The following is a 19,447-nucleotide window of genomic DNA, read 5'->3' as shown; positions in this document are numbered from 1 at the left end:
GCCGGCGCGTGCCCACGCGCGCGGTGAATCGCCCATTTTGCGCGCATTGCGCCGGGCTTGCTCAAGCTTGCGCGTCAAGCCAGTCGGCCAGCGCGGCCATGTCGGGCAGATCGAGGTCAGGCCTTGCGCCCAATGCCTCGGGCCAGGGTTCGCTGTGGCGGTTGATCCAGGCCGTGCGCAGGCCGGCATCGCGGGCGCCGGCCACGTCCATCGCCGGGTCGTCGCCCACGTGCAGGATGTTGGCCGGTGCCACGCCAAGGCAATCGGCAGCGGCCTGAAAAATGCGCGGGTCGGGTTTGGCGAAGCCGGTGTCGCGGGCGCAGACGTGGTGCGCGAAATGGGTATGGATGCCCACGCGGTGCAGGTCGGCATTGCCGTTGGTGAGGCTGGCCAGCGGCACGCGGGCGGCGATGCGTTGCAGCGCGGGCAGGCTGTCGGCGTACAGCTCCACCGCGTTGCGGGCGGCGAAGTAGATTTCCCACAGCGCGTCGACCGGCGCCTCGATCACGCCGCAGGCGTCGAAGGCCTGCTGCAGGGTGAGCTGGCGCTGGGTGGTGAAGTCGTGCGCCAGGTCGGTGCGCTCGGCCGCCACCTGCAGGCGCAGCGCGCGCATCGCGTCGATCGGCCACTTCAGCGCCACGTCCGGGTGATGCTGGCGCAACCACGCGTCGACTGCCTCGTCGGCGCGTTGCAGCGCCGGCAGCACCGGCCACAAGGTGTCATCCAGGTCCAGCGTGAGCGCCAGGATATGCACCTGCGTTCAGCCGTCTATTTGTTGCCGAGGTGGAGCACCTGGCCGATCTTCAGGTTGTCGTTCTTCAGGTGGTTCCAGTCGCGCAGCTGCGCCACGGTGAGGTCGTGCTTCTTGGCGATCACCGACAGCGTGTCGCCCTTGCTCACGGTGTAGAGCTTGCTCGGCGCCGGCGCCACGGGCGGCGGGGTCGGGGCCTTGCGCTCCTCCATCGCCGTCCTGGCGGCCAGCGTCTTGGGCGAGGTGGGGGCGATCGCCGCGCCCGCGGCATAGGTGGCACCCGGCGCGGCCACCGGGGTGCGGCGGCGCGCACCCACGGCGGCCAGGATCTTGTCGCGTCGCGAACTGTCCAGCGCGGTCAGCGCGCTGCCATCCTCGAACGGCAGCACGGCGTGCTTGCGCAGCGCTTCCTTGGCCGGGTCGGTGTGCATGAAATCGACGAACGCCTGCACCTGCGCGGCTTTGGGGCTGCGCGGGTTGGTCACCAGGTAGAGCGGGGTAAACAGCACGTAGCTGCCGTCGGCGACGTTGGCCACGGTGGCCGGCACGCCGTCGATCGACAGCGCCTTCAGCTTGCGGTTGCCCTGGATGTCCGACAGCGTGGCGGCGCCCAGCCCGTTCGGGTTCAGCGCCACACCTTCTTCCAGCTTGTGCGTGTTGACGTACAGGCGCGGCGCCGCCACCGGCTGGTTGCCGCGGCCGAACAGCAGGCTGCGCAGGCTGTATTCCACGCCGTCGCCGGGGCTGGCCACGGCGTACACGTCGATCGGCGCATTGCGGCCGCCCACCTCGCTCCAGTTGTGGATCCTGCCGTAGTAGATGTCGTGCACCTGTTTCAGGCTGAGGTTGTTGACCGGGTTGGAGGCCTGGGTAATCACCACCAGCCCGTCCCACGCCACCGGGGTGAACACCAGGTTGGCGTTCTGCGCGCTGCCGTCGCTGCCGCGGGCGCTGCCGGCCAGGTCGGCCGTGCCGCTGGCCACCGCGTCGATGCCCGAAGCGGTGTTGAACGGCTGCAGCTCGATATTGCCGTGGCCGGCCTTTTTCCAGGCGGCGGCCACTTCGCTGACCACGCCCTGCGCCGTGGCCACGTCGCCGCGCCAGATCAGGGTGGGGCCGGCGCTCTTGCTGGCGCTGGCCTTGTGGGCATGGCTTTTCTTGGCGAAGGACGGGCTGGCGACGCTGGCGCCGATCAGGGCGACGGACAACAAACAGGCAAGACGGACAGACATGACGATGGAGAGCCCCGGCGTGGGTGGACGAGAAAGCGCGAGTATGTCGCTTCACCATCGCGAAATTGGTGAAGCAGACCCGGCATTTCAGCGGTCCGCCGGGGAAACATCAAGTTTTTCCCGCGGCTGGCACGATCCCGATGGCCTCCATGGCACCGCCAACCCTTTCCGCAGGCGCTCCCGCGGAAAGCTGAACAGCCGGCGCTTACTGGATCAGCACGTAATGGCTGCCGTCGGCATCGGCCACCACCAGTACCAGTTGCCGCAGGTGCACGCCGGCCAGTCCGCGCAGCATGCGCAGGCTGACGATGCGCTGGTTGCCGATGCCGATCAGCATGTCGCCGGATTCCAGCCCGGCCCGCGCCGCGCGGCTGCCCGGCTGCACCGCACTGATCGCCACGCCGTGGATGCCCTGGTCGCGCTGGCGCTGGCTCAATTCGCTGAAGCGCACGCCGGCCAGGCGCGGGTCGAGCTGGCCGCCATCCAGCGTGGCCAGTTTCTCCGGACTCAGCGTGGCGTTCACCTCGCGCTGTTTGCCGTCGCGCAGCAGGCCCAGCCGCACGCTGCTGCCCAGCGGCAGCAGGCCTTCGGCATTTCGCAGCTGTTGCACGCTGCGGAGCGGTTCGCCGTTCAACGCGGTCAGCACATCGCCCGGTTGCAGCCCCGCGCGTTCGGCGGCGCCGTCCGCGGTGACGCTGGTGACCACCACGCCCTTGCTGTCCTTCAAGCCCAGCGATTGCGCAATGCGCGGGGTGATCGTCTGCGTCTGCAGCCCCAGGCTGCCGCGCTCCACCTTGCCGTGCGCCAGCAACTGGCTCATCACCGAGCTGGTGAGGTTGCTGGGGATGGCAAAGCCGATGCCCACATTGCCGCCCGAGGGCGAGAAAATCATCGTGTTGATGCCCACCAGCTCACCGCGCAGGTTCACCAGCGCGCCGCCGGAATTGCCCGGGTTGATCGAGGCATCGGTCTGGATGAAGTTCTGGTAGCCGCCCATCCCGGGCGCGTCCTGGCCCAGCCCCGAGCGGCCCAGCGCGGAGACGATGCCCGAGGTCACCGTCTGCCCCAGCCCGAACGGGTCGCCCACCGCCACCACGTAATCGCCCACCCGCAGCTGCGATGAATCGGCCAGCGGCAGCGCCTGCAATTTCACCGCGGGAATCTGCACCACGGCCACGTCGGTATCCGGGTCGGTGCCGATCAGCTTGCCCTTCATCGTGCGCCCGTCCTGCAACGTCACGCTGATGTCGTCGGCGCCGCCCACCACGTGGTTGTTGGTCAGCACGTAGCCCTTGGCCGCATCCACGATCACGCCCGAACCCAGGCTCTGTTCCACCCGCTCGCGCGGCGAGGCAGGCAGGCCGAAGAACTGGCGCACCATCGGGTCGTCGAAATACGCATTGCGCACCTGCACCCGGGTGCGGGTGGAAATATTCACCACGGCCGGCGTCACCCGCTGCAGCATCGGCGCCAGCGACGGCATCGGCTGACCATCGACAGCCGCCGGCAGCGCGGCACGCCCCGGCGCCGGCAAGGCCGTGCTGGCCAGCGCAATCAGCAGGGTTGCCAGCCAGCGATGGACGCGAAAAAGGTGGCGGGACATCGGGTTCTCCTTGACGTGATCGGCGCAGTTTCGACTGCAGGCGCGCCGCACGGTTCCGGCGTCGCAGTTTCCTGCACCCATGCTGCTCAGCCACTTTACATCGGCGGTTGTCGGGGTTACCTTCCTTCTCCGTTCGCAACCACAACATCTTGTGTCTGCCTTACGGTAATCAAACAAGTGCTGGTGCCGGTTGCGCTATCCTCGGGGGAGGGCAAGGCCGCTGCCAGCAGCCATCAAATACCGCAGAAAACCCCGCCGAAACACCACTTTCGGCCGTGTCGATCATCCAAAAACACCGCATCAACACCAACGGGGCCGCAAGGTACCGGGAGGTCAGGAAATCCAATGAGCACAGTCCGTGCACCAGCCGCAGGTACCGCCGTGAGTCGTGACGCCGTGGACATCCCGCTGCAACCCGCATCGCAGGATATCTGGGACAAGAAATACCGCCTCAAGAACAAGGCGGGCGAACCGGTCGATGCCAACGTCGACGCCACCTGGCAGCGCGTGGCGCGCGCCTTGTCCGACGTGGAAACCACGCCCGAGTTGCGCGCGCACTGGTATGAGCGCTTCGTGTGGGCGCTGCGCCGCGGGGCGATCCCCGCCGGCCGCATCACCTCCAACGCGGGCGCGCTGGCGCACAAGCCGGCCACCTCCACCATCAACTGCACGGTGTCGGGCACCATCCGCGACTCGATGGACGACATCCTGGAGAAGGTGCACCAGGCCGGCCTCACGCTGAAGGCCGGCTGCGGCATCGGCTACGAATTCTCCACGCTGCGCCCGCGCGGCGCGTACGTGTCGGGTGCCGGCGCGTACACCAGCGGCCCGCTGTCGTTCATGGATATCTACGACAAGATGTGCTTCACCGTGTCCTCCGCCGGCGGCCGCCGCGGCGCGCAGATGGGCACGTTCGACATCAGCCATCCCGACGCCAAGGAGTTCATCCGCGCCAAGCGCGAGGACGGCCGCCTGCGCCAGTTCAACCTCAGCCTGCTGATCACCGACGGCTTCATGCAGGCGGTGGAGCACGACCAGGACTGGCCGCTGGTGTTCCCCGTGCACGTCAAGGAAAAGGACGAGGTCGACCTCGCCGACCCCACCAAGGTGGTGTGGCGCGAGTGGCCCATCCATGAGAACTACGTGGACCGCGAAGACGGCCTGGTCGCCTGCAAGATCTACGGCACCATCCGCGCGCGGCACCTGTGGGACATGATCATGGTGTCCACCTACGACTATGCCGAGCCGGGTTTCATCCTGATCGACAAGGTCAACGAGATGAACAACAACTGGTGGTGCGAGCACATCCGCGCCACCAACCCCTGCGGCGAGCAGCCGCTGCCGCCGTACGGCTCCTGCCTGCTCGGCTCGATCAACCTCACCACCTTCGTGCGCGACCCGTTCGGCCCCAAGGCGCGCTTCGACTGGGACGAGTACCGCGAGGTGGTGAAGGTGTTCACCCGCATGCTCGACAACGTGGTGGAGATCAACGGCCTGCCGCTGGAGCAGCAGCGCAACGAGATCATGGGCAAGCGTCGCCACGGCATGGGTTTCCTGGGCCTGGGCAGTACGCTGACCATGCTCAAGCACCGCTACGGCACCGCCGAGGCGGTAGCCTTCACCGAGGACGTGTCGCGCGAGCTGGCCGTGGCCGGCTGGGAAGTGGCGCTGGAGCTGGCGAAAGAGAAAGGCCCCGCACCGGTGCTGACGCAGGAGTTCACCGTCACCGGCGACATGCTGCGCAAGCGCCCGGAAATGGTCACCGACGGCTACAAGGTGGGCGACACCATCCCCGGCCGCGTGCTGCACGCCAAGTACAGCCGCTACATGCAGCGCATCGCCACCGTGGCGCCGGAGCTGGTGGACGCGCTGGCCGAAACCGGCGCGCGCTTCACCCACCACAGCTCGATCGCGCCCACTGGCACCATCTCGCTGTCGCTGGCCAACAATGCCAGCAACGGCATCGAGCCCAGCTTCGCGCACAGCTATTCGCGCAACGTGATCCGCGAGGGCAAGAAGTCGAAGGAGCGCGTCGAGGTGCTCAGCTACGAACTGCTGGCCTATCGCGCGCTGATCAACGCCGACGCCAAGCCGTTCGCCGAAGAGGTCGAGAACAAGCTGCCCGCCTACTTCGTGGCCGCCGACGACATCAGCCCGAAGGAACACGTGGACATCCAGGCCGCCTCGCAGAAATGGATCGACTCGTCCATCTCCAAGACCGCCAACGTGCCCACTGATTACCCCTACGAGGACTTCAAGGACATCTACTTCTACGCCTACAAGCAGGGCCTGAAGGGGTGCACCACGTTCCGCTTCAATCCGGCCGCGTTCCAGGGCGTATTGGTGAAGGAATCCGACCTTGAAAACACGCTCTACCGCTTCGAACTGGAAGACGGTAGCGTGATGGAATTGAAGGGCAACGAGCAGGTGGAATACGACGGCGAAATGCACTCCGCCGCCAACCTGTTCGACGCCCTGAAAGAAGGCTATTACGGCAAGTTCTAGGCACGCGCGCCCAGCCGGGCGCGCGTCCGCGTCGCACCCTCATCGACGGAGCACGGCATGCCAACCCCTATCGATACACCGGCCAACAAAGGCGACGCATTCAGCGCCGACGAGCGCACCGGGCCCTTGGTATTGCCCGTGCTGCCCACGATCGAATCGATGGGCGCCGCGCCGCTGGACGCCAGGGCTTACGCGGCGCCGAAACGCAAGGCGCCGGTGAAGAAAGCCGTCGCGAGAAAGGCCGCATCGCCGAAGGCCGCCGCGAAAAAAGTGGCACCGAAAGCGGCGCCAGCCAGGCGCGCGGCCGCGAAAAAGGCGGCCGCGAAACCGGCCACGAAAACCGCGGGCAAGCTCGTGCCGCCGTACATCGTGAAAACCGCCAGCAAGAAACCCGCAGCGAAGAAAGCCGCCATCGCCAGGAAAGTGGCCGGCAAACCGCCCATCGACAACACAGCGAAAGTCAGCAGCAAACAGACGGCCAAAAAGGCCGCGCCAGCGAAGGCGGCAAAGTCCGCCAGCAAGAAGGCCGTCGCCAAGACGGCCAAGAGGTCCACTGCCAGCAGCAAACCGAGCGCCACGACGGCACGCAAGACCGCCGCCAGAAAAGTCGCCGGTCGAGGGAAATAGCCGCACCGCCCGGTCCGGCCTCGCGCCGGGCCGGGCACTTCTCCACGCGCTGGCGCGTGACACGCAATATCTGTGCAACAGTCCGGCCCATGCCGGCGGCACGCCACCCATTCAAAGAAGCGAAACCATGGCAATCAAGATCAACAAGAAGATCACCGGCTACAACGTCGTGAAACCCGAAGACAAGGCCGTCGCCGCGCCCGCGGCCGCCGCCACGCCCAAGGCCGCGCCGATGGCCGAAGTGATCCAGATGCACGAGAGCGTCCAGCGCCCCGAGTCCCTGGTCGGCTCCACCTTCAAGATCAAGTCGCCGCTGTTCGAGCACGCGCTGTACGTCACCATCAACGACATCATCCTCAACGCAGGCACCCCGCACGAACAGCGCCGCCCGTTCGAGATCTTCATCAACTCGAAAAACATGGACCACTTCCAGTGGATCGTGGCGCTCACCCGCATCCTCTCCGCCGTGTTCCGCAAGGGCGGCGACGTCACCTTCATCGCCGAGGAAATGAAGGCGGTGTTCGACCCGCGCGGCGGCTACTTCAAGGCAGGTGGCGTGTACATGCCCTCCATCGTGGCCGAGATCGGCGCGGTGATAGAGCAGCACATGAAGAATATTGGGCTGATCCATGATCCGGAGATGGATGAGGCTACGCGGAAGCTCATCGCCGAGAAGAGGGCGGCGTTTGAGCAGGCTGGCGCAAAAAAGAACGCTGATGTAGGAGCGCACCCTGCGCGTGACGCTTCTGGAGCCTCCGCCGACACTGAATCCTCCGGTTTCCCGCCTGGCGCCACGATGTGCGTGAAGTGCAACACGCAGGCGTTGGTGCTGATGGACGGGTGCCAAACTTGTTTGAATTGCGGTTATAGCAAGTGCGGCTAGGAGTTGGTCGGCCACCGATGCGTTGCAGATAGTGACGTCGACTTGCATCACCTATAAGATGCAAGTTTGCCAAGGTCGTGCATTTCAATGGCTTGGATGCGCGACAATTGGGGGTTCCTTTGCTTCTCAGCCTCTTTTGTGGCGCAGGTGGTCTCGACCTAGGTTTCGAAGGGGCGGGCCTCAATTCGTCCCTCGCGTACGATATTCGGCCCCATAGTATTTCTTCGTATAACGGTAATCGTGCCGACGGCCGGGGCCGAATTCAGGATATACGCGAACTTTCATTGAAGATGCTTGATCAGCATTATGGCGGTGGGTTTGCTCCTATTGGAATAATTGGGGGGCCCCCTTGTCAGAGTTTTAGTGGGGCGAACACGTCCGATACGCCAGATGATCCCCGACATTCTCTACCCCTTGAATACGCACGCTTAGTTCGCGCCTTGAACGCGAGATCGCGTATGCATTTCTTCGTGTTCGAGAACGTAGTGGGCCTGATTGGAGCCAAACATCGCGAAGTTTTTGATCAGGTAACGAAACTTCTACATTCTGCTGGCTTTAACGTCAGTCATTCCGTCCTAAATTCTGCCAACTACGGTGTACCACAGAAGCGGCGACGACTTATCGTTGTTGGTTTTAATCGTGCCATCTACGGCAATCTGAATTGGGTACCGCCAATCGCAACTGTACAGCCCTCCGAGTGGCGCTCTGTTAGGGCTGCGATCGGTCATTTGCCGGCCCCTACTTTTTTCAGGAAAGGGATCGAGCCCGAGCAGATCAATCATCATCCGAATCATTGGTGCATGCAGCCAAAGAGCATTCGTTTCTCAGCGCGCCGACTGACGACAGGCGACATGAAGAATCGACGAAGCTTTAAAACCCTGGCCTGGGACCAGCCTAGCCCGACTGTTGCTTATGGAAACAGGGAGGTTCATGTGCATCCCAACTGTGAGCGCCGCCTTAGTGTGCACGAAGCTATGCTGCTTCAAGGGTTTCCGATCGAATACGTATTGCGAGGAAACCTTTCCGAGCAAATTACGCAGGTTAGTGAGGCAGTGCCGCCTCCAATGGCAAAAGCAGTAGCAGAATCTATACGGTCGCAACTTGGGCTCTAGAGTTTTACGGCAAGACATCAGGAGCGAGCATGGAAGAGACTTTGAATGGCGCTGGGGCCGGGGACGCAAGTGAGCTCCCTTTTCTACCCGATCAGGTTGAGCTCGCCCAATTTCTAGGTGATGAGGCCAACTCCGGAAATATTGTACGCACGCAGCTGAAAGCCAGTGGGAGGGTGATCGCACGTGTGACCGACGGGATTTATCGGCGACCTGCATCAGCATTTAGAGAGTTGATATCGAATGCGTGGGATGCTGATGCGAACACCATAACCATTCTGACCGACGCTCCTCGTTTTGAAAGGATCCATATCCGCGACAATGGGAACGGTATGTCGCACGAGGTCCTGTCACGTATTCTTCTCAATATCGGAGGGAGTGCTAAGCGCCACATAGACGGACAAACTTTAGGTATTACTGCGTCTAACGATCCGACTAAGTCGCCGGGTGGACGACCTCTTATAGGAAAAATCGGCATTGGTTTGTTTTCCGTTAGCCAGATTTCGCGCCGATTTCGAATCATTACGAAGGTAAAGGGAGCCAGCTATAGGCTCGTCGCTGACGTGCGGCTGCGCACATATTCGGAGGATCCTAATGATCATCCTGAAGTTGAAGCGGACGATGAGTTCATTAGCGGCGAAGTTCTCTTGGTGCGGCAGGCTGCACAGGATATAGAGTCCCAAGGTACCGATATCGTCCTTGAAGACGTAAAGCCGAATATTCGCGATTTACTTCGAGATAACGCACGCTGGCGCTTGATTGCGGAGCGAAGGAATGCGCTCTCCAATGGTGATATGGATGCAGCGCTCGCGATAAAGGTGGAGGAGCCTCGGGTTCATTCGGGGTGGATTGAAGAAATGCGTTCGAACGACACGAGTCCAGTCGTTCAAACAGTTCCATCGATGCTACCGTGGGATGCTGAGACGCCTGCCAATGAGCGCATGGCGTGTCTAATGGATGCGGTAGAAAAAGAAACGGAGTCGACACAACGTCCTGCTCTGAATAACGTGCTTGACGCGTATTTAGAGATGTTATGGACTCTGGGCCTCTCAAGCCCTGTGGACTATATTGACTCCCATCCATTCGATTTGAAGCGATCGTCCGCATTTGATCTTTACTGGATATCGAATGATGCAAGGGGGCAGGCGATTCTTGTTGACATGCGCGCGGGGGAAAGCGTTCGAGAGGCGATAGCAAGGGAACATGAAGTAAATTTGGAGGATGGGTTGCCGCATACGGCTGGGCCATTTTCGGCGTTTATCGACGGCGTAGAGTTAAAAAAGCCAATCCGCTATAGATTTAGGTCGGCCGGCGAACGAAATCTTTCGCGAGCGCTGCTCTTCGTGGGGCGATACAACCCAAATTTATCAAGGGTCTCCAATGAGCGTCGTGGCGGTGGCCTCGAACTTGAAGCGTATATATATTGGAACGGGAGAATTGTCCCTAAGGAAAATAATGGGGTGCTGGTTCGAATACGCGGTGCAAGTGGCGCGCTCTTTGATCCTACTTTTTTTGGCTATCAGGTATCAGAGCTCACCCGGCTAAAGCAAATCACGTCGGAGATCTATGTTCGTCGAGGACTTGATGCTGCCCTTAATATCGACAGAGAGTCTTTCAATTACTCGCACCCTCATGTCCAGCTAGTTGCACAGTGGCTTCAGCGGGGGGTACGGCAGCTTACAAACAAGCATAAGGATTTGGCCAAGAAAGCTCGACTTGAGCGTCGAGAAATAGCCGGGAACGAACAACAATCGGCAATTAATGATTATGCGGACGCTGTCTGGCGGCATCGCCAAGGAGATGAGTCATCACCAAAGGTGGTGATTACTAGTGAGACTGGGCCTCTTTCGCAAGCCAGAAGTGAAGGAGCTTTGGCTCTGTCTAGCGAAATTATCTATTCGTCAAATAAGGTTGCCACGTTCGATCAGGGCATTAGGCAAGCAAAGACTGTGGCGTTGGTTCGTGTGCTTGCTGCATTTAATGTCTTGGATGATCGATCCTATCGCGAACAGGAAGATCTTGTGAGCGCAATTCTTGAACTCTTTCTCGGTAATTGACGCATGGCTACCGATACGGAGATGGAGAAAACTCAAGACGAACTCGGGAGCGACGATCTTACGAGTGTTTTCGGTACGGAGGATGTGCGGCCCCATGATGAGGGCCTTCGGCTTAAGAATGATTTTTTGCCATGGCATCGTCCAGTGAAGCAACTTGTGAGAAAGGAGCAATGGGCTGCGCTTGCGGTGAGACTGGTTAAGGATTCAAAACTCAGTAAGTTGCGTTACTTAACTCTTCCTGGCGCCGACATGTTCGATGTGCGCGTAATCGCGGAGACCTGCGCTCAGGAGGGTTGCAAAGTCGAATACTTAGGTTTCGATAGTTCGCGATCAGGAGAGAGAGGGGTAGATCAGTTGGCAGCCGCTACCGCCAATGCCGCGCAGCGTGATACGGCGGAGTCTGTACTTCGCCAAACTGGTTTGGTTACCGATAGCTCGATTACGCTCAATGACTTTCTCGAGGACATTGCTGTTTCGGGGTCGCAGGCTTGTGCGATTTTGAGAAATTTTGGCCACTTTGATATTGTCAATATTGATGCTTGCGATCACTTGGCGGTTGAGCCGGTTGGTGAAAGGCCGGGTCTTTTTTCCGCTGTCAAGGAAGTTTTTTCTCATCAGAGGGGGCGGCACTCTCCTTGGTTACTTTACGTCACAACTCGAGTTTCGCCAGATAGATTGGGGGGGCCGAAGGAAGAGTTTGTCGATGCAATCAAGCGAAATCTTGATCTTCCAACGGATGTATTTCGCAATGCGTTCGCGGAGGCGATGGGGGTGAGCGCGGATGACGTTGAGGATGTAGTTTCGGACGGATGGGCTATACATGATGACCGACTTCTGAAGTTGTTTAGCATCGGCTTGGGGAAATATCTACTTCAGTTGGCACACGGTCATTACGGCGATCCCGCAAAAGTTGAGTTAGCAAGTTGCTACTGTTATCGAGTCCACGAAGGAAGTGCAGATATGTTGGCATTGGCATTCCGTATTACGCCGACGGCTAAACGTATTGCTCAGCCAACTATTGGTGGCGGTGTGCTCAACCTTCCGCTTCTGGAGCCTGTTTTAGCGGCAAGGGTTGCAAATAAAGTGGTTAAGCTCGTTGATCTAGATCGGGAGCTCGCGGAGCAGCCTGACCTCGCAGAGGGAGCGCTTGCTGCTACGCTGAAGCTGCTTGAAGTTGCTAATTATAATTTGGATGAGTACCGCGAATGGCTGGAGAAAAATGAGCGACCAACTCCAACCAGCGTGGTTAGATCAGCGGTGACGCCTCTATCCATCGTTGACGGTTAAGCACGATGGGGTGTCTCATTTTTGGGGTGGCAGGGAAAAGGTGTTGGGGACAATTTTCTGACACAGGATCAAAGGCAAGAGCTTTCGTGCGCCTTCGGCGCGCGAGTAACTTTCTCTTGAATGGCCAAGAGAAAGTCACCAAAGAGAAGGCCACCCTCCTCGGCGCTTGCCGGGCTGCGCCCGGCAAGTCCGTGAGCCGCGGCCGGGCTTTTCGAGGTTGCCTTTCTGGGCGGGGACGCTCACAGCAGCTGTACTGTGCGCGCCGCGCATGAGGGCGGTAAGTTCGGCGTCAGTATGACGGTGAACGTCGGCTTGCCTGGGCTGCCTCCCCAGGCGGAGTCAAAATTTCTCGAAGTGCCTACCCGCTAACGGCGTGCACCCAGTTGGTCCGCTGCCGGGTGCGCCTCGGGCCGAGTAAATTGGTCCGATATAGTTGCTTCGCGAAGTGTCGCGGTTTGGTTTGGTTGTTGGATAGGTAGGCAGGAGATTCCACGTGACGCAGCAAGCGCAGTTCATTGACGACAGGATGGCCGCGCTACTCGATACGGACGAGGACCTGCGGCGGATGGTGGCGGGTGACTGGATGCGGTATCGAGCGTCGCCTGCGCTGCAGGAGCTGACGCGGGAGGCGAACGCGGTGTGTGCGGTGATCAATCGCATCTACTACGACGATGCCGACGAGGCGATGCGCCTTTTTCACGGTCTCGTTCCCGCCGCGGGCGCGGGGATCGATTTCCGGCCGCCGATCCGGATCGACTATGGCGGGCGCCTGGTCATCGGCGACCGTACGTTTATCAATGCCGATTTCATGGTCATCGGCGGCGGTGCGGTCACCATCGGGGCGGACTGCCTCATCGGGCCGCGCTGCGGTATCTACACCCCCAATCACGCGGAAGACATCGCACGCCGCCTCGAAGGCTGGGAGCTCCCCAGGCCGGTAACCATCGGCAACAACGTGTGGATAGGCGGCTCGGTCACGATCACGCCCGGCGTCACGATCGGCGACAACAGCATCATCGGCGCGGGCTCCGTGGTCACGCGCGACGTCCCGGCTGGCGTCGTCGCTGCCGGGAATCCATGCCGCGTCATTCGGCCGATTGCTGAAGCTTGAATCAGATCAGGGAGGCAGAAGGGCGCCACCCGGCTGGTCGCGCAGCTTCTGTAGATGGATCTGTCTTCGTACTTGGATGTCACCGATGAAACTCGCGCGCTCCGACTCTCCGTGGAAATGGACCTACGCGGTCATGGCCGCGTATGCGGCGCTCTCGTTTCTCCTGGCCTTCTTCCCGCTCAATCACTTCCCCACGATCGTTGATTTCGGCTCGATCCCGCTCATCAGGAAGCTGATGGCATGTTCTGCGTATCCCGCACGAACCTATTTCTACTGGCATTGGATGATCGTGGGGTCCCCGCTCATGCTTGTCCTGTTTGGGTTGGCGACTCCCGTCAGATTGAAGCGCGGGACGACCAGGGAGGGCGCGATCCTGGCGTGCCTGGCCGTGCTCATCCTTTTCGGATTGGTACTTTTCCCACTGATGGTCTGGAGCATCTTTTGGGACGGTTCTGGCTGGACAATTTCCAAACTGGATCGAGCCCTTCGACACTCATGCACGTCCCGATACAGCATGGGCTTGTCTGGGTTCATGGTCATGACAGCGATGTGCTGCGGGGCGTGGATGGGCTTTATCGTGTCGCTGCGGGTGATTTTCATGGCGTGCTGGGCAAGAGTTTGGCCGGATGCAGACACGCTTGAGTGAGTGCATTTCATGTCCGGAAAATTTTTTCGGGCGCGGCATTGCGATGAAGCCAGCGGGATGGTCACAATCGCGGTCTTGCCAATGGAAGGTGGGTCGAACATGCCTCAGCTCGTCAATCTTTTTCTGGTGATTTTCGGCGTGATCGCTGTCGGGGCAGGCCTGGCTGGGCTGCGCAGCCATCCCGCATCCTTGATTGTGTTGATCATCGGTATCGCCGTGATAGCGCTGGCGTATTTCAGCGACCGTCGCCGCGAGCGGCGACTGGAGGAGCGCAAGCGCGCCGAGGGTCAGCGTCGCCTCGACGAGCTCACCGGAAGGACCTGGGGTCCCGGCGATTCGCTGCGGGTTCCTCGCTCGATCTGGGTGGTGCCATTTGGCTTGCTGCTGGTCGCGGCCGGGGCAGGGGTCTGGCATTTGGGGGTCACGACGGTACGGCAGGACTGGATTCCCGTCCTCGTTGGCGCGGTCTTTCTCGTGAGCGGTGGCCTGATCTTGGCGCGTACCTTGCCCGCAATCGGGCACCCCGCGCTCGAGCTGACTTCGGCGGGTTTCGCCACGCCGCTGAATGGCCGGATTGCCTGGCGCGATGTGTCTGGTGTCTTCCTGTGTGTGGTCAATCAGCGCAACGGTGCCGAGAGCTTTCGGCTGATGTTTCGCGTAAAGCAGTTCGCGCGAGTGGCCACCACCATCCACTGGACCGATCGGCTGCTGGCGATGTTTCACCTTGGTGCGCTTGCCCGTGGCGTCGTGGACGTGGGTCTGCCGAAGTCGAAAGAGCAGCCGAAAGTGGTTTATGCGCTGGCTCGGTTGTTGTGGAAGCAGGCGACCGGCCACGACCACGACTGGAACCCCTTGATGTCCGACCAGTACAACGAGGCCTTGCAGCGGATGGACGCCATCACGGCCCGGATGCAGAAGCCCGACGCCGTCGAGGCGTCGCTGGCGGATCCGGAGCGGCTATCGCGGGACATGGCACAACTGGACCAGGACATGGCACTGATCGCCGGCGAAAGCAGGCGCGAGTTGGCGAAAGCCAAGTGGGTGGCTGGCGTGGTTGTTGTTCTGGCGTTGCTGGCCTTTGCGTGGCCATGGGTCGGGAAGTTGCTGCGTTCCTGAGCAGATCGGCAGAGCCATCTGCACCTGCATCCTCCGTCACCGCTGCCCGTTTCTCGGCAGCAACGTCCGCACCATCAGGACAGCCAGCAACGGAATGCTGATCGCGTAGATGTATTGCGTGCGCGATACGCCGATGTTGAATGGGAACCAGATGCCCGGCACGCCGATCGGATCGAGCAGTTCGCTGCCGAACAGGGCGGCCAGCACCGTGGCCAGGGTGACGAGTGCCAGGATGCGGGGCGGGCTGCCGCGGACGATGCGCGCGATGAGCACGACGAACAGCGCGAGCGAACCCAGTCGACTGATGTTCGTCCAGATCGGCAGGTCGGCCAGCGCGCCGACGATGCCGGCAATGCCCAGCGCGACGGCGAGTGCATCGATGCTTCGCCATGCGGGCAGGCGCCAACGGTTCCAGGCCAGCAGCCAGGCGGTCATCGTCGGTACCCACATCACCGAGGCCAGCCACGTGTAGGTGCGCAGATCCTGCAGGTCGGTCCATGACACGATCGCGTTGTTGAGTCGCCGGGCGGCCGTCAGCGCCAGCGCGATGCAGGCGAACAGCAGGAAGCCCTTGCGGTCGCTGCGTGAGCTGAACGCCAGCGCCAGGGCGATGACCGCCAGCATGGCGGCCGGTTCGACCGCGTCGACGATGTAGCCGGCGATGGTCCGCCACCACTGCGCGCGGTGCAGCGCGTCGCTGGTGCGTCGCGGTGCCAGGATCGGCGCGGTATGCATGCCGCCGGCCTCCGCGCTGGAGCCGGAACGGGCCAGCATGTAGGTGCGGACGGCGAGCACGCCGGTGGTGCCTGCCGCGTCGGCGGGCAGGGCGAACCGCAGTGGCCGCGTGCCGACCAGGCGCGGGCGGGGGCCGAGTCGGCCGGAGCCACCCAGCAGTTGGCCATTCCAGTACAGCGCATACCCGTCTTCGACCAGGGTCGGCCCCAGGATGTCCCATGACGCGCTGGTGCCCGGCACCGTCACCCTGCGTCGATACCAGGCGTAGCCGTGATAGTCCGGGTGGCCGTGTGCGCTCCATCCGCCCACGTAATCGGGCAGGCCCACGTCGCCGTCGTGCTGGCCGGGCGGGGCGGTCAGGTCCATCGTCTCCCAGCCGCTGTCGTCGATGTCGGCGGCCGCCCAGCGCGGATCGTCGCCGGTGTGAAATCGCCAGCTGCCGTCGAGCAGGGTGGAAGCGGCGCGCAGCGGCGCCGGATCGGGGCGGCCGCCGACGGCCAGGACGACGATCATGGCGGCCACGGTCAGCAGCGTCACGATGACGATGCCCGCGATCCATCGGCGTTGTGTCGCGTCGGCTGACGTTGCCGTCGAAGGGAGCGATGAAGGCTTCATGCGGTGGCCTCTTTGCTGTGATGTCGATGTCGTCAAGCAGGCTGTCACCTGAGATGGGTGCGATGAGAGCTCCCGGATCTGGGCGGAAATTGACGATTCACCGCCTCACCAAGGAGTGAAGGTCAGCGGCCATCAGCAAAGGCGGATCACACCTCGTTGCCGAAGCTCAGGCCGCCGTGCGTACGGCCACCATCAGGCACATCGTGACGTTCAAGGTGGCATGCACCAGCCATGGCCCCAGGATGGAGCCCGACCTGATGCGCACCCAGCCCATCGCCAACGCCAGCAGGAAGACCAACGGCAGCAGCATCCACATCTGCGGCATCGTCTGCAGGATCAGCAGATGGGGCAGCAGGAAGATCAGCGCCTGCAGCAGGTTCGCCCACGCCAGCGGCAACCGTCGCGCCAGGCTCCCGGCGATCAGGCCGCGGAATACCAGCTCCTCCACGAAACCGGTCTGCACCACACCGTAAAGCAGCGCCATCACGACAGCCTGCACGCCCAGCCCCAGCCCGGCAAAGACCCGCTGCGGCGATCCTTCCCGCAGGAACGGCGCCATCGGCGGTTGCCACAGCAGCAGCACGCATGCCACGACCAGCGCTGTCGCCGCACTGATCAGCAGATAGCGGGCGCTCGATCCCTGCAGGCCTGTGCGACGTGCGATGTCGGCGAGGCGCCGCCGATGTCGCCATTTATGCCAGAAGAAATAACCCAGGAACGGCACGCCCGCCAGCAACAGGACCGCCATCAGCGCATTCACCGCAGGTGATACAAGCCACATGGTTTTTCCCTGTTTTGCGAGAACGGGGATCCGGAGTGGCCGGGCTTTCGAGCTACCTTCCACAATCCGGCAGTTGCGCCGATGCTGTTACGGCGGTCACGGGCGCCACAACTGCCATGCGTCATACAAGTCCGCATTCCATCGTCACGTTCGGCGACAGGTGATTCGTCGAGCCCGCTATTTCGCCCGTGCCATGCAGCGCTGCCAGCGCTGGTCCACGCGCCCGGCAAACCATGCGGTGGTGAGCTTGCGGGTGATCTTGGGGCTCTTCAGGGTGATGCCCGGCAACTGCGCGCGCGGCAGCGGTTTGTGTTCGATGGCGTCGGCCAGCGCATACACGCGGGCGTAGAGTTTGCTGTCTGCAAAGTCGTGACTCTCGCCCTGTTCCAGCGCGCGATGGATGGCCCGATCACTCATGTCCAACGGCGCGGACAAGCTGCGCACGGCCCGTTCCGTGGCACCGGGGCGATCGCCGAAACCGGCGCCCGGCGGCAGCAGGTCGCCATCCAGCGCCAGCGGAATGCCGGAAGCGACGCTCACCGCCTGCTGGAACGCGGCGTTGCGGCTGGCGTACCAGCCGGCGTTGAAATCGGCGAAGCGATAGAGCGGCTGCGGGTAATCCACGGGGTAGCCGAGCAGGTGCGCGATGCCGAAGTACATGCCACCGCGCCGGCTGAACACCTCATCACGGATCGAACCTTGCACCGGATACGGATAGTCCTGCGCGTGCGCCTCGGCGAACGCGATGCTCACCTGCATCGGCCCGCCGGTGTGCACCGGGTTGAAGTCGCCGAACAGGCGCTTGCCCAGCGGCACCATGCCGATGAAATCCTGGAAGATCCCGCTCAGCTGCTTTTCGGTGCGCGCCGCCGCCAGCCGTTCGCTGTAGCGGCGGCCATCGGGCGACTTCAACCACAGCGCCGCATCCACCAGGAAACCGGGCACGTGTTTCGCCCCGGCACGGCGGTCGATCTCCTGCCGCGCGATCTTCGCCAGCCCCGGCACCACCGGGTCGACCTTGAAACCCGATTCCTGCTCGGCCACCGCCAGCACTGCACACAGGTTGGACGCCTGCGGTTCGATATCTTGCGCCGCGAAAGCCACCTGGATGTCGGTGGCCCAACCCTCGCGATCGGTCACGCCGGCGGGCATCAACCGCACGATCTGCGCCCGCACCTGTGCCGGGCTGCGTGGCGGCTGGGTTGGCTGGGAGGCGCAGCCCGCCAGCAACGCTGCGGCCAGCCATGCGGCCAGGCGGCGATGCAAGGCGGGTCGGGAAGGATGGTCGGGCGCTGCAGCGGGCATGTTCATGTCAGGCCGGTCATCCGCCAGAACAGGGGCAGGGATGTTCTGTACAGGGAGTGCAGTGAAGCAGCAAGTCGATGACTCGCGCTCACCGCACAAAAATTCGGCGGCGGGCGGTGCCCACCGCCGTGGCGTTTCTCTCGGGTGCATGCCGAAACCGTGGCCGCCTTGTCGCCATCACGATTCAACAAAACGCTGCAGCCGCGTCAGCGCCGCGCCCCACTGTGCGCTGATCGTGTCCAGCGCCTGGCGTGCCTCGTCCAGCCGGGCCGGCGTGAACTCCCACAACCGCTCGCGGCCCTGGCGCAGGTCCTGGACCAGGCCGGCGTCGGCAAGTACCTGCAGATGCTTGGTGACGGCTTGGCGGGTGATGTTGGTGCCTGCGGTGAGCTGGGCAATCGACAGCGCGCCGCCGGCACACAGCGCGACGACCAGCCGCAGCCGGGTGGCATCGCCCAGCGCGGCGAATACCGGCGCGCTGGCGGACAACGCGCCGGCCTTGCGCCGTGGGCGTTCAGTGCGCGGCGACATATTTCTCGATGTTGCCCATCTGCATGGCCCAGCCACCGGCATTGGCGCGCAGCGCGTCGTCGCGGCGCGCGGCCGGCAGCTGATCGAAGCCCGACTCGGCAAGCCGCAGCATGATGCCCTCCGTCACCGCTTCGAGTTCGAAGGTGACCAGGGTGGTCGGCTCCTTCTCGTAATCCATGCCCGGCTCGATCGCGTAGGGATGCCAGCGCCAGGCGAACATGCGCATCGGCTCGATGCGTTCGATGTACAGCGTGAATGGCGTGCCGGCATGCGGCGCCTGCAACTTCGCGACTTCGGCGTCGACCTGGGTGGGCTGGATCGTGCCGGTGATCGCCTGGCCGGCAACGAAGGGGCCGTCCAGCGCCATGCCGAACCAGGCGCCGAACGCGCGGGCATCGGTCAGTGCGTGCCACACCCGTTCCAGCGGTGCGCGCAGCAGGATGTGTTGTTCGATGCGATCAGTAGACGAACCCATGGGCGATCCTCGATGGCAACCGGGAGGTTGCATGATGCACGAGTCATGCCCGACATGCAACCTTAAGGTTGCCAAACT

17 protein-coding genes are annotated in these 19,447 nt (G+C 62.5%); 8 read left to right on the top strand and 9 right to left on the bottom strand.

All coding sequences use genetic code 11. From position 1 onward, the window contains the following. Positions 1–61 precede the first annotated feature (61 nt). The 3 genes from ASD22_RS16145 to ASD22_RS16135 all read right to left on the bottom strand — a co-directional run bounded on the left by ASD22_RS16145 (position 62) and on the right by ASD22_RS16135 (position 3,586). A complete protein-coding gene (locus tag ASD22_RS16145; protein ID WP_056085560.1) occupies positions 62–754 on the bottom strand; it encodes an HAD family hydrolase in 693 nt (230 codons plus the stop codon). Between the two features lie 14 nt (positions 755–768). Beyond that, the gene (locus tag ASD22_RS16140) at positions 769–1,983 is read right to left on the bottom strand and encodes a substrate-binding domain-containing protein (RefSeq protein WP_056085559.1); all 1,215 of its coding nucleotides are present in this window, start codon (positions 1,981–1,983) and stop codon (positions 769–771) included. A 205-nt stretch (positions 1,984–2,188) separates the two neighbouring features. Further along, entirely contained in the window at positions 2,189–3,586 is a 1,398-nt protein-coding gene (locus ASD22_RS16135) for a DegQ family serine endoprotease (protein WP_056085558.1), read from the bottom strand. Positions 3,587–3,931: 345 nt separating this feature from the next. Here ASD22_RS16135 and ASD22_RS16130 point away from each other — a divergent pair, with 345 nt between their 5' ends. After that, positions 3,932–6,091 carry an adenosylcobalamin-dependent ribonucleoside-diphosphate reductase gene (locus ASD22_RS16130; protein WP_056085557.1) on the top strand — a complete coding sequence of 720 codons (2,160 nt, stop codon included), beginning with the start codon at positions 3,932–3,934 and terminating at the stop codon, positions 6,089–6,091. A 188-nt stretch (positions 6,092–6,279) separates the two neighbouring features. On the opposite strand, the gene ASD22_RS16845 is transcribed toward ASD22_RS16130, so the two are convergent. After that, positions 6,280–6,681 (bottom strand): hypothetical protein, encoded by a 402-nt coding sequence (locus tag ASD22_RS16845; RefSeq protein ID WP_056085556.1) that lies wholly within the window; start codon positions 6,679–6,681, stop codon positions 6,280–6,282. Positions 6,682–6,845: 164 nt separating this feature from the next. On the opposite strand from ASD22_RS16845, the gene ASD22_RS16120 reads away from it, so the two are divergent. The 7 genes from ASD22_RS16120 (at position 6,846) to ASD22_RS16095 (ending at position 14,927) form a co-directional block, all read left to right on the top strand. After that, positions 6,846–7,601, top strand: a complete 756-nt coding sequence (locus ASD22_RS16120) for an NrdJb (protein ID WP_056085555.1) — start codon at positions 6,846–6,848, stop codon at positions 7,599–7,601. Between the two features lie 77 nt (positions 7,602–7,678). Beyond that, the gene (locus ASD22_RS16530) at positions 7,679–8,713 is read left to right on the top strand and encodes a DNA cytosine methyltransferase (RefSeq protein ID WP_235577674.1); all 1,035 of its coding nucleotides are present in this window, start codon (positions 7,679–7,681) and stop codon (positions 8,711–8,713) included. Positions 8,714–8,742: 29 nt separating this feature from the next. Beyond that, the gene (locus ASD22_RS16525) at positions 8,743–10,767 is read left to right on the top strand and encodes an ATP-binding protein (protein ID WP_162245084.1); all 2,025 of its coding nucleotides are present in this window, start codon (positions 8,743–8,745) and stop codon (positions 10,765–10,767) included. Positions 10,768–10,770: 3 nt separating this feature from the next. Beyond that, positions 10,771–12,054: a hypothetical protein gene (locus ASD22_RS16840; protein ID WP_156459044.1), complete on the top strand. Its 1,284-nt coding sequence runs from the start codon at positions 10,771–10,773 to the stop codon at positions 12,052–12,054. Positions 12,055–12,547: 493 nt separating this feature from the next. Next, positions 12,548–13,165 (top strand): sugar O-acetyltransferase, encoded by a 618-nt coding sequence (locus tag ASD22_RS17115; RefSeq protein WP_304437646.1) that lies wholly within the window; start codon positions 12,548–12,550, stop codon positions 13,163–13,165. Between the two features lie 85 nt (positions 13,166–13,250). Next, positions 13,251–13,811, top strand: coding sequence for a hypothetical protein (locus ASD22_RS16100; protein WP_056085552.1), 561 nt, complete (start codon positions 13,251–13,253; stop codon positions 13,809–13,811). Positions 13,812–13,910: 99 nt separating this feature from the next. Then, entirely contained in the window at positions 13,911–14,927 is a 1,017-nt protein-coding gene (locus ASD22_RS16095; RefSeq protein WP_235577673.1) for a hypothetical protein, read from the top strand. A gap of 36 nt (positions 14,928–14,963) precedes the next feature. Here the strand turns inward: ASD22_RS16095 and ASD22_RS16090 are convergent, their stop codons facing one another. From ASD22_RS16090 to ASD22_RS16070, 5 genes are all read right to left on the bottom strand, one after another. After that, the gene (locus tag ASD22_RS16090; protein ID WP_056085551.1) at positions 14,964–16,277 is read right to left on the bottom strand and encodes a hypothetical protein; all 1,314 of its coding nucleotides are present in this window, start codon (positions 16,275–16,277) and stop codon (positions 14,964–14,966) included. Between the two features lie 166 nt (positions 16,278–16,443). Further along, a complete protein-coding gene (locus tag ASD22_RS16085; protein ID WP_056085550.1) occupies positions 16,444–17,058 on the bottom strand; it encodes a CPBP family intramembrane glutamic endopeptidase in 615 nt (204 codons plus the stop codon). A 177-nt stretch (positions 17,059–17,235) separates the two neighbouring features. After that, a complete protein-coding gene (locus tag ASD22_RS16080; RefSeq protein WP_056085549.1) occupies positions 17,236–18,369 on the bottom strand; it encodes a DUF1615 domain-containing protein in 1,134 nt (377 codons plus the stop codon). Between the two features lie 171 nt (positions 18,370–18,540). Next, complete coding sequence (locus tag ASD22_RS16075) at positions 18,541–18,894, bottom strand: metalloregulator ArsR/SmtB family transcription factor (RefSeq protein ID WP_056085548.1); 354 nt, start codon at positions 18,892–18,894, stop codon at positions 18,541–18,543. Beyond that, positions 18,878–19,369: an SRPBCC family protein gene (locus ASD22_RS16070; RefSeq protein WP_056085547.1), complete on the bottom strand. Its 492-nt coding sequence runs from the start codon at positions 19,367–19,369 to the stop codon at positions 18,878–18,880. The genes ASD22_RS16075 and ASD22_RS16070 overlap by 17 nt, the downstream gene beginning before the upstream one ends. Positions 19,370–19,447 lie beyond the last annotated feature (78 nt).

This window comes from Rhodanobacter sp. Root480, assembly GCF_001426645.1.
GTDB classification, from domain to species: Bacteria; Pseudomonadota; Gammaproteobacteria; order Xanthomonadales; family Rhodanobacteraceae; genus Rhodanobacter; species Rhodanobacter ginsenosidimutans.
The sequence above is the reverse complement of the archived record's forward strand: the minus strand, read 5'-3'. Positions and strand labels throughout refer to the sequence as shown.

Bases quoted from the DNA above. Each gene is read 5' to 3' on its own strand.
- ASD22_RS16140 (WP_056085559.1), bottom strand. From the start codon at position 1,983: ATGTCTGTCCGTCTTGCCTGTTTGTTGTCCGTCGCCCTGATCGGCGCC.
- ASD22_RS16135 (WP_056085558.1), bottom strand. From the start codon at position 3,586: ATGTCCCGCCACCTTTTTCGCGTCCATCGCTGGCTGGCAACCCTGCTG.
- ASD22_RS16130 (WP_056085557.1), top strand. From the start codon at position 3,932: ATGAGCACAGTCCGTGCACCAGCCGCAGGTACCGCCGTGAGTCGTGAC.
- ASD22_RS16120 (WP_056085555.1), top strand. From the start codon at position 6,846: ATGGCAATCAAGATCAACAAGAAGATCACCGGCTACAACGTCGTGAAA.
- ASD22_RS16525 (WP_162245084.1), top strand. From the start codon at position 8,743: ATGGAAGAGACTTTGAATGGCGCTGGGGCCGGGGACGCAAGTGAGCTC.
- ASD22_RS16840 (WP_156459044.1), top strand. From the start codon at position 10,771: ATGGCTACCGATACGGAGATGGAGAAAACTCAAGACGAACTCGGGAGC.
- ASD22_RS16100 (WP_056085552.1), top strand. From the start codon at position 13,251: ATGAAACTCGCGCGCTCCGACTCTCCGTGGAAATGGACCTACGCGGTC.
- ASD22_RS16095 (WP_235577673.1), top strand. From the start codon at position 13,911: ATGCCTCAGCTCGTCAATCTTTTTCTGGTGATTTTCGGCGTGATCGCT.
- ASD22_RS16090 (WP_056085551.1), bottom strand. From the start codon at position 16,277: ATGAAGCCTTCATCGCTCCCTTCGACGGCAACGTCAGCCGACGCGACA.
- ASD22_RS16085 (WP_056085550.1), bottom strand. From the start codon at position 17,058: ATGTGGCTTGTATCACCTGCGGTGAATGCGCTGATGGCGGTCCTGTTG.
- ASD22_RS16080 (WP_056085549.1), bottom strand. From the start codon at position 18,369: ATGAACATGCCCGCTGCAGCGCCCGACCATCCTTCCCGACCCGCCTTG.
- ASD22_RS16075 (WP_056085548.1), bottom strand. From the start codon at position 18,894: ATGTCGCCGCGCACTGAACGCCCACGGCGCAAGGCCGGCGCGTTGTCC.
- ASD22_RS16070 (WP_056085547.1), bottom strand. From the start codon at position 19,369: ATGGGTTCGTCTACTGATCGCATCGAACAACACATCCTGCTGCGCGCA.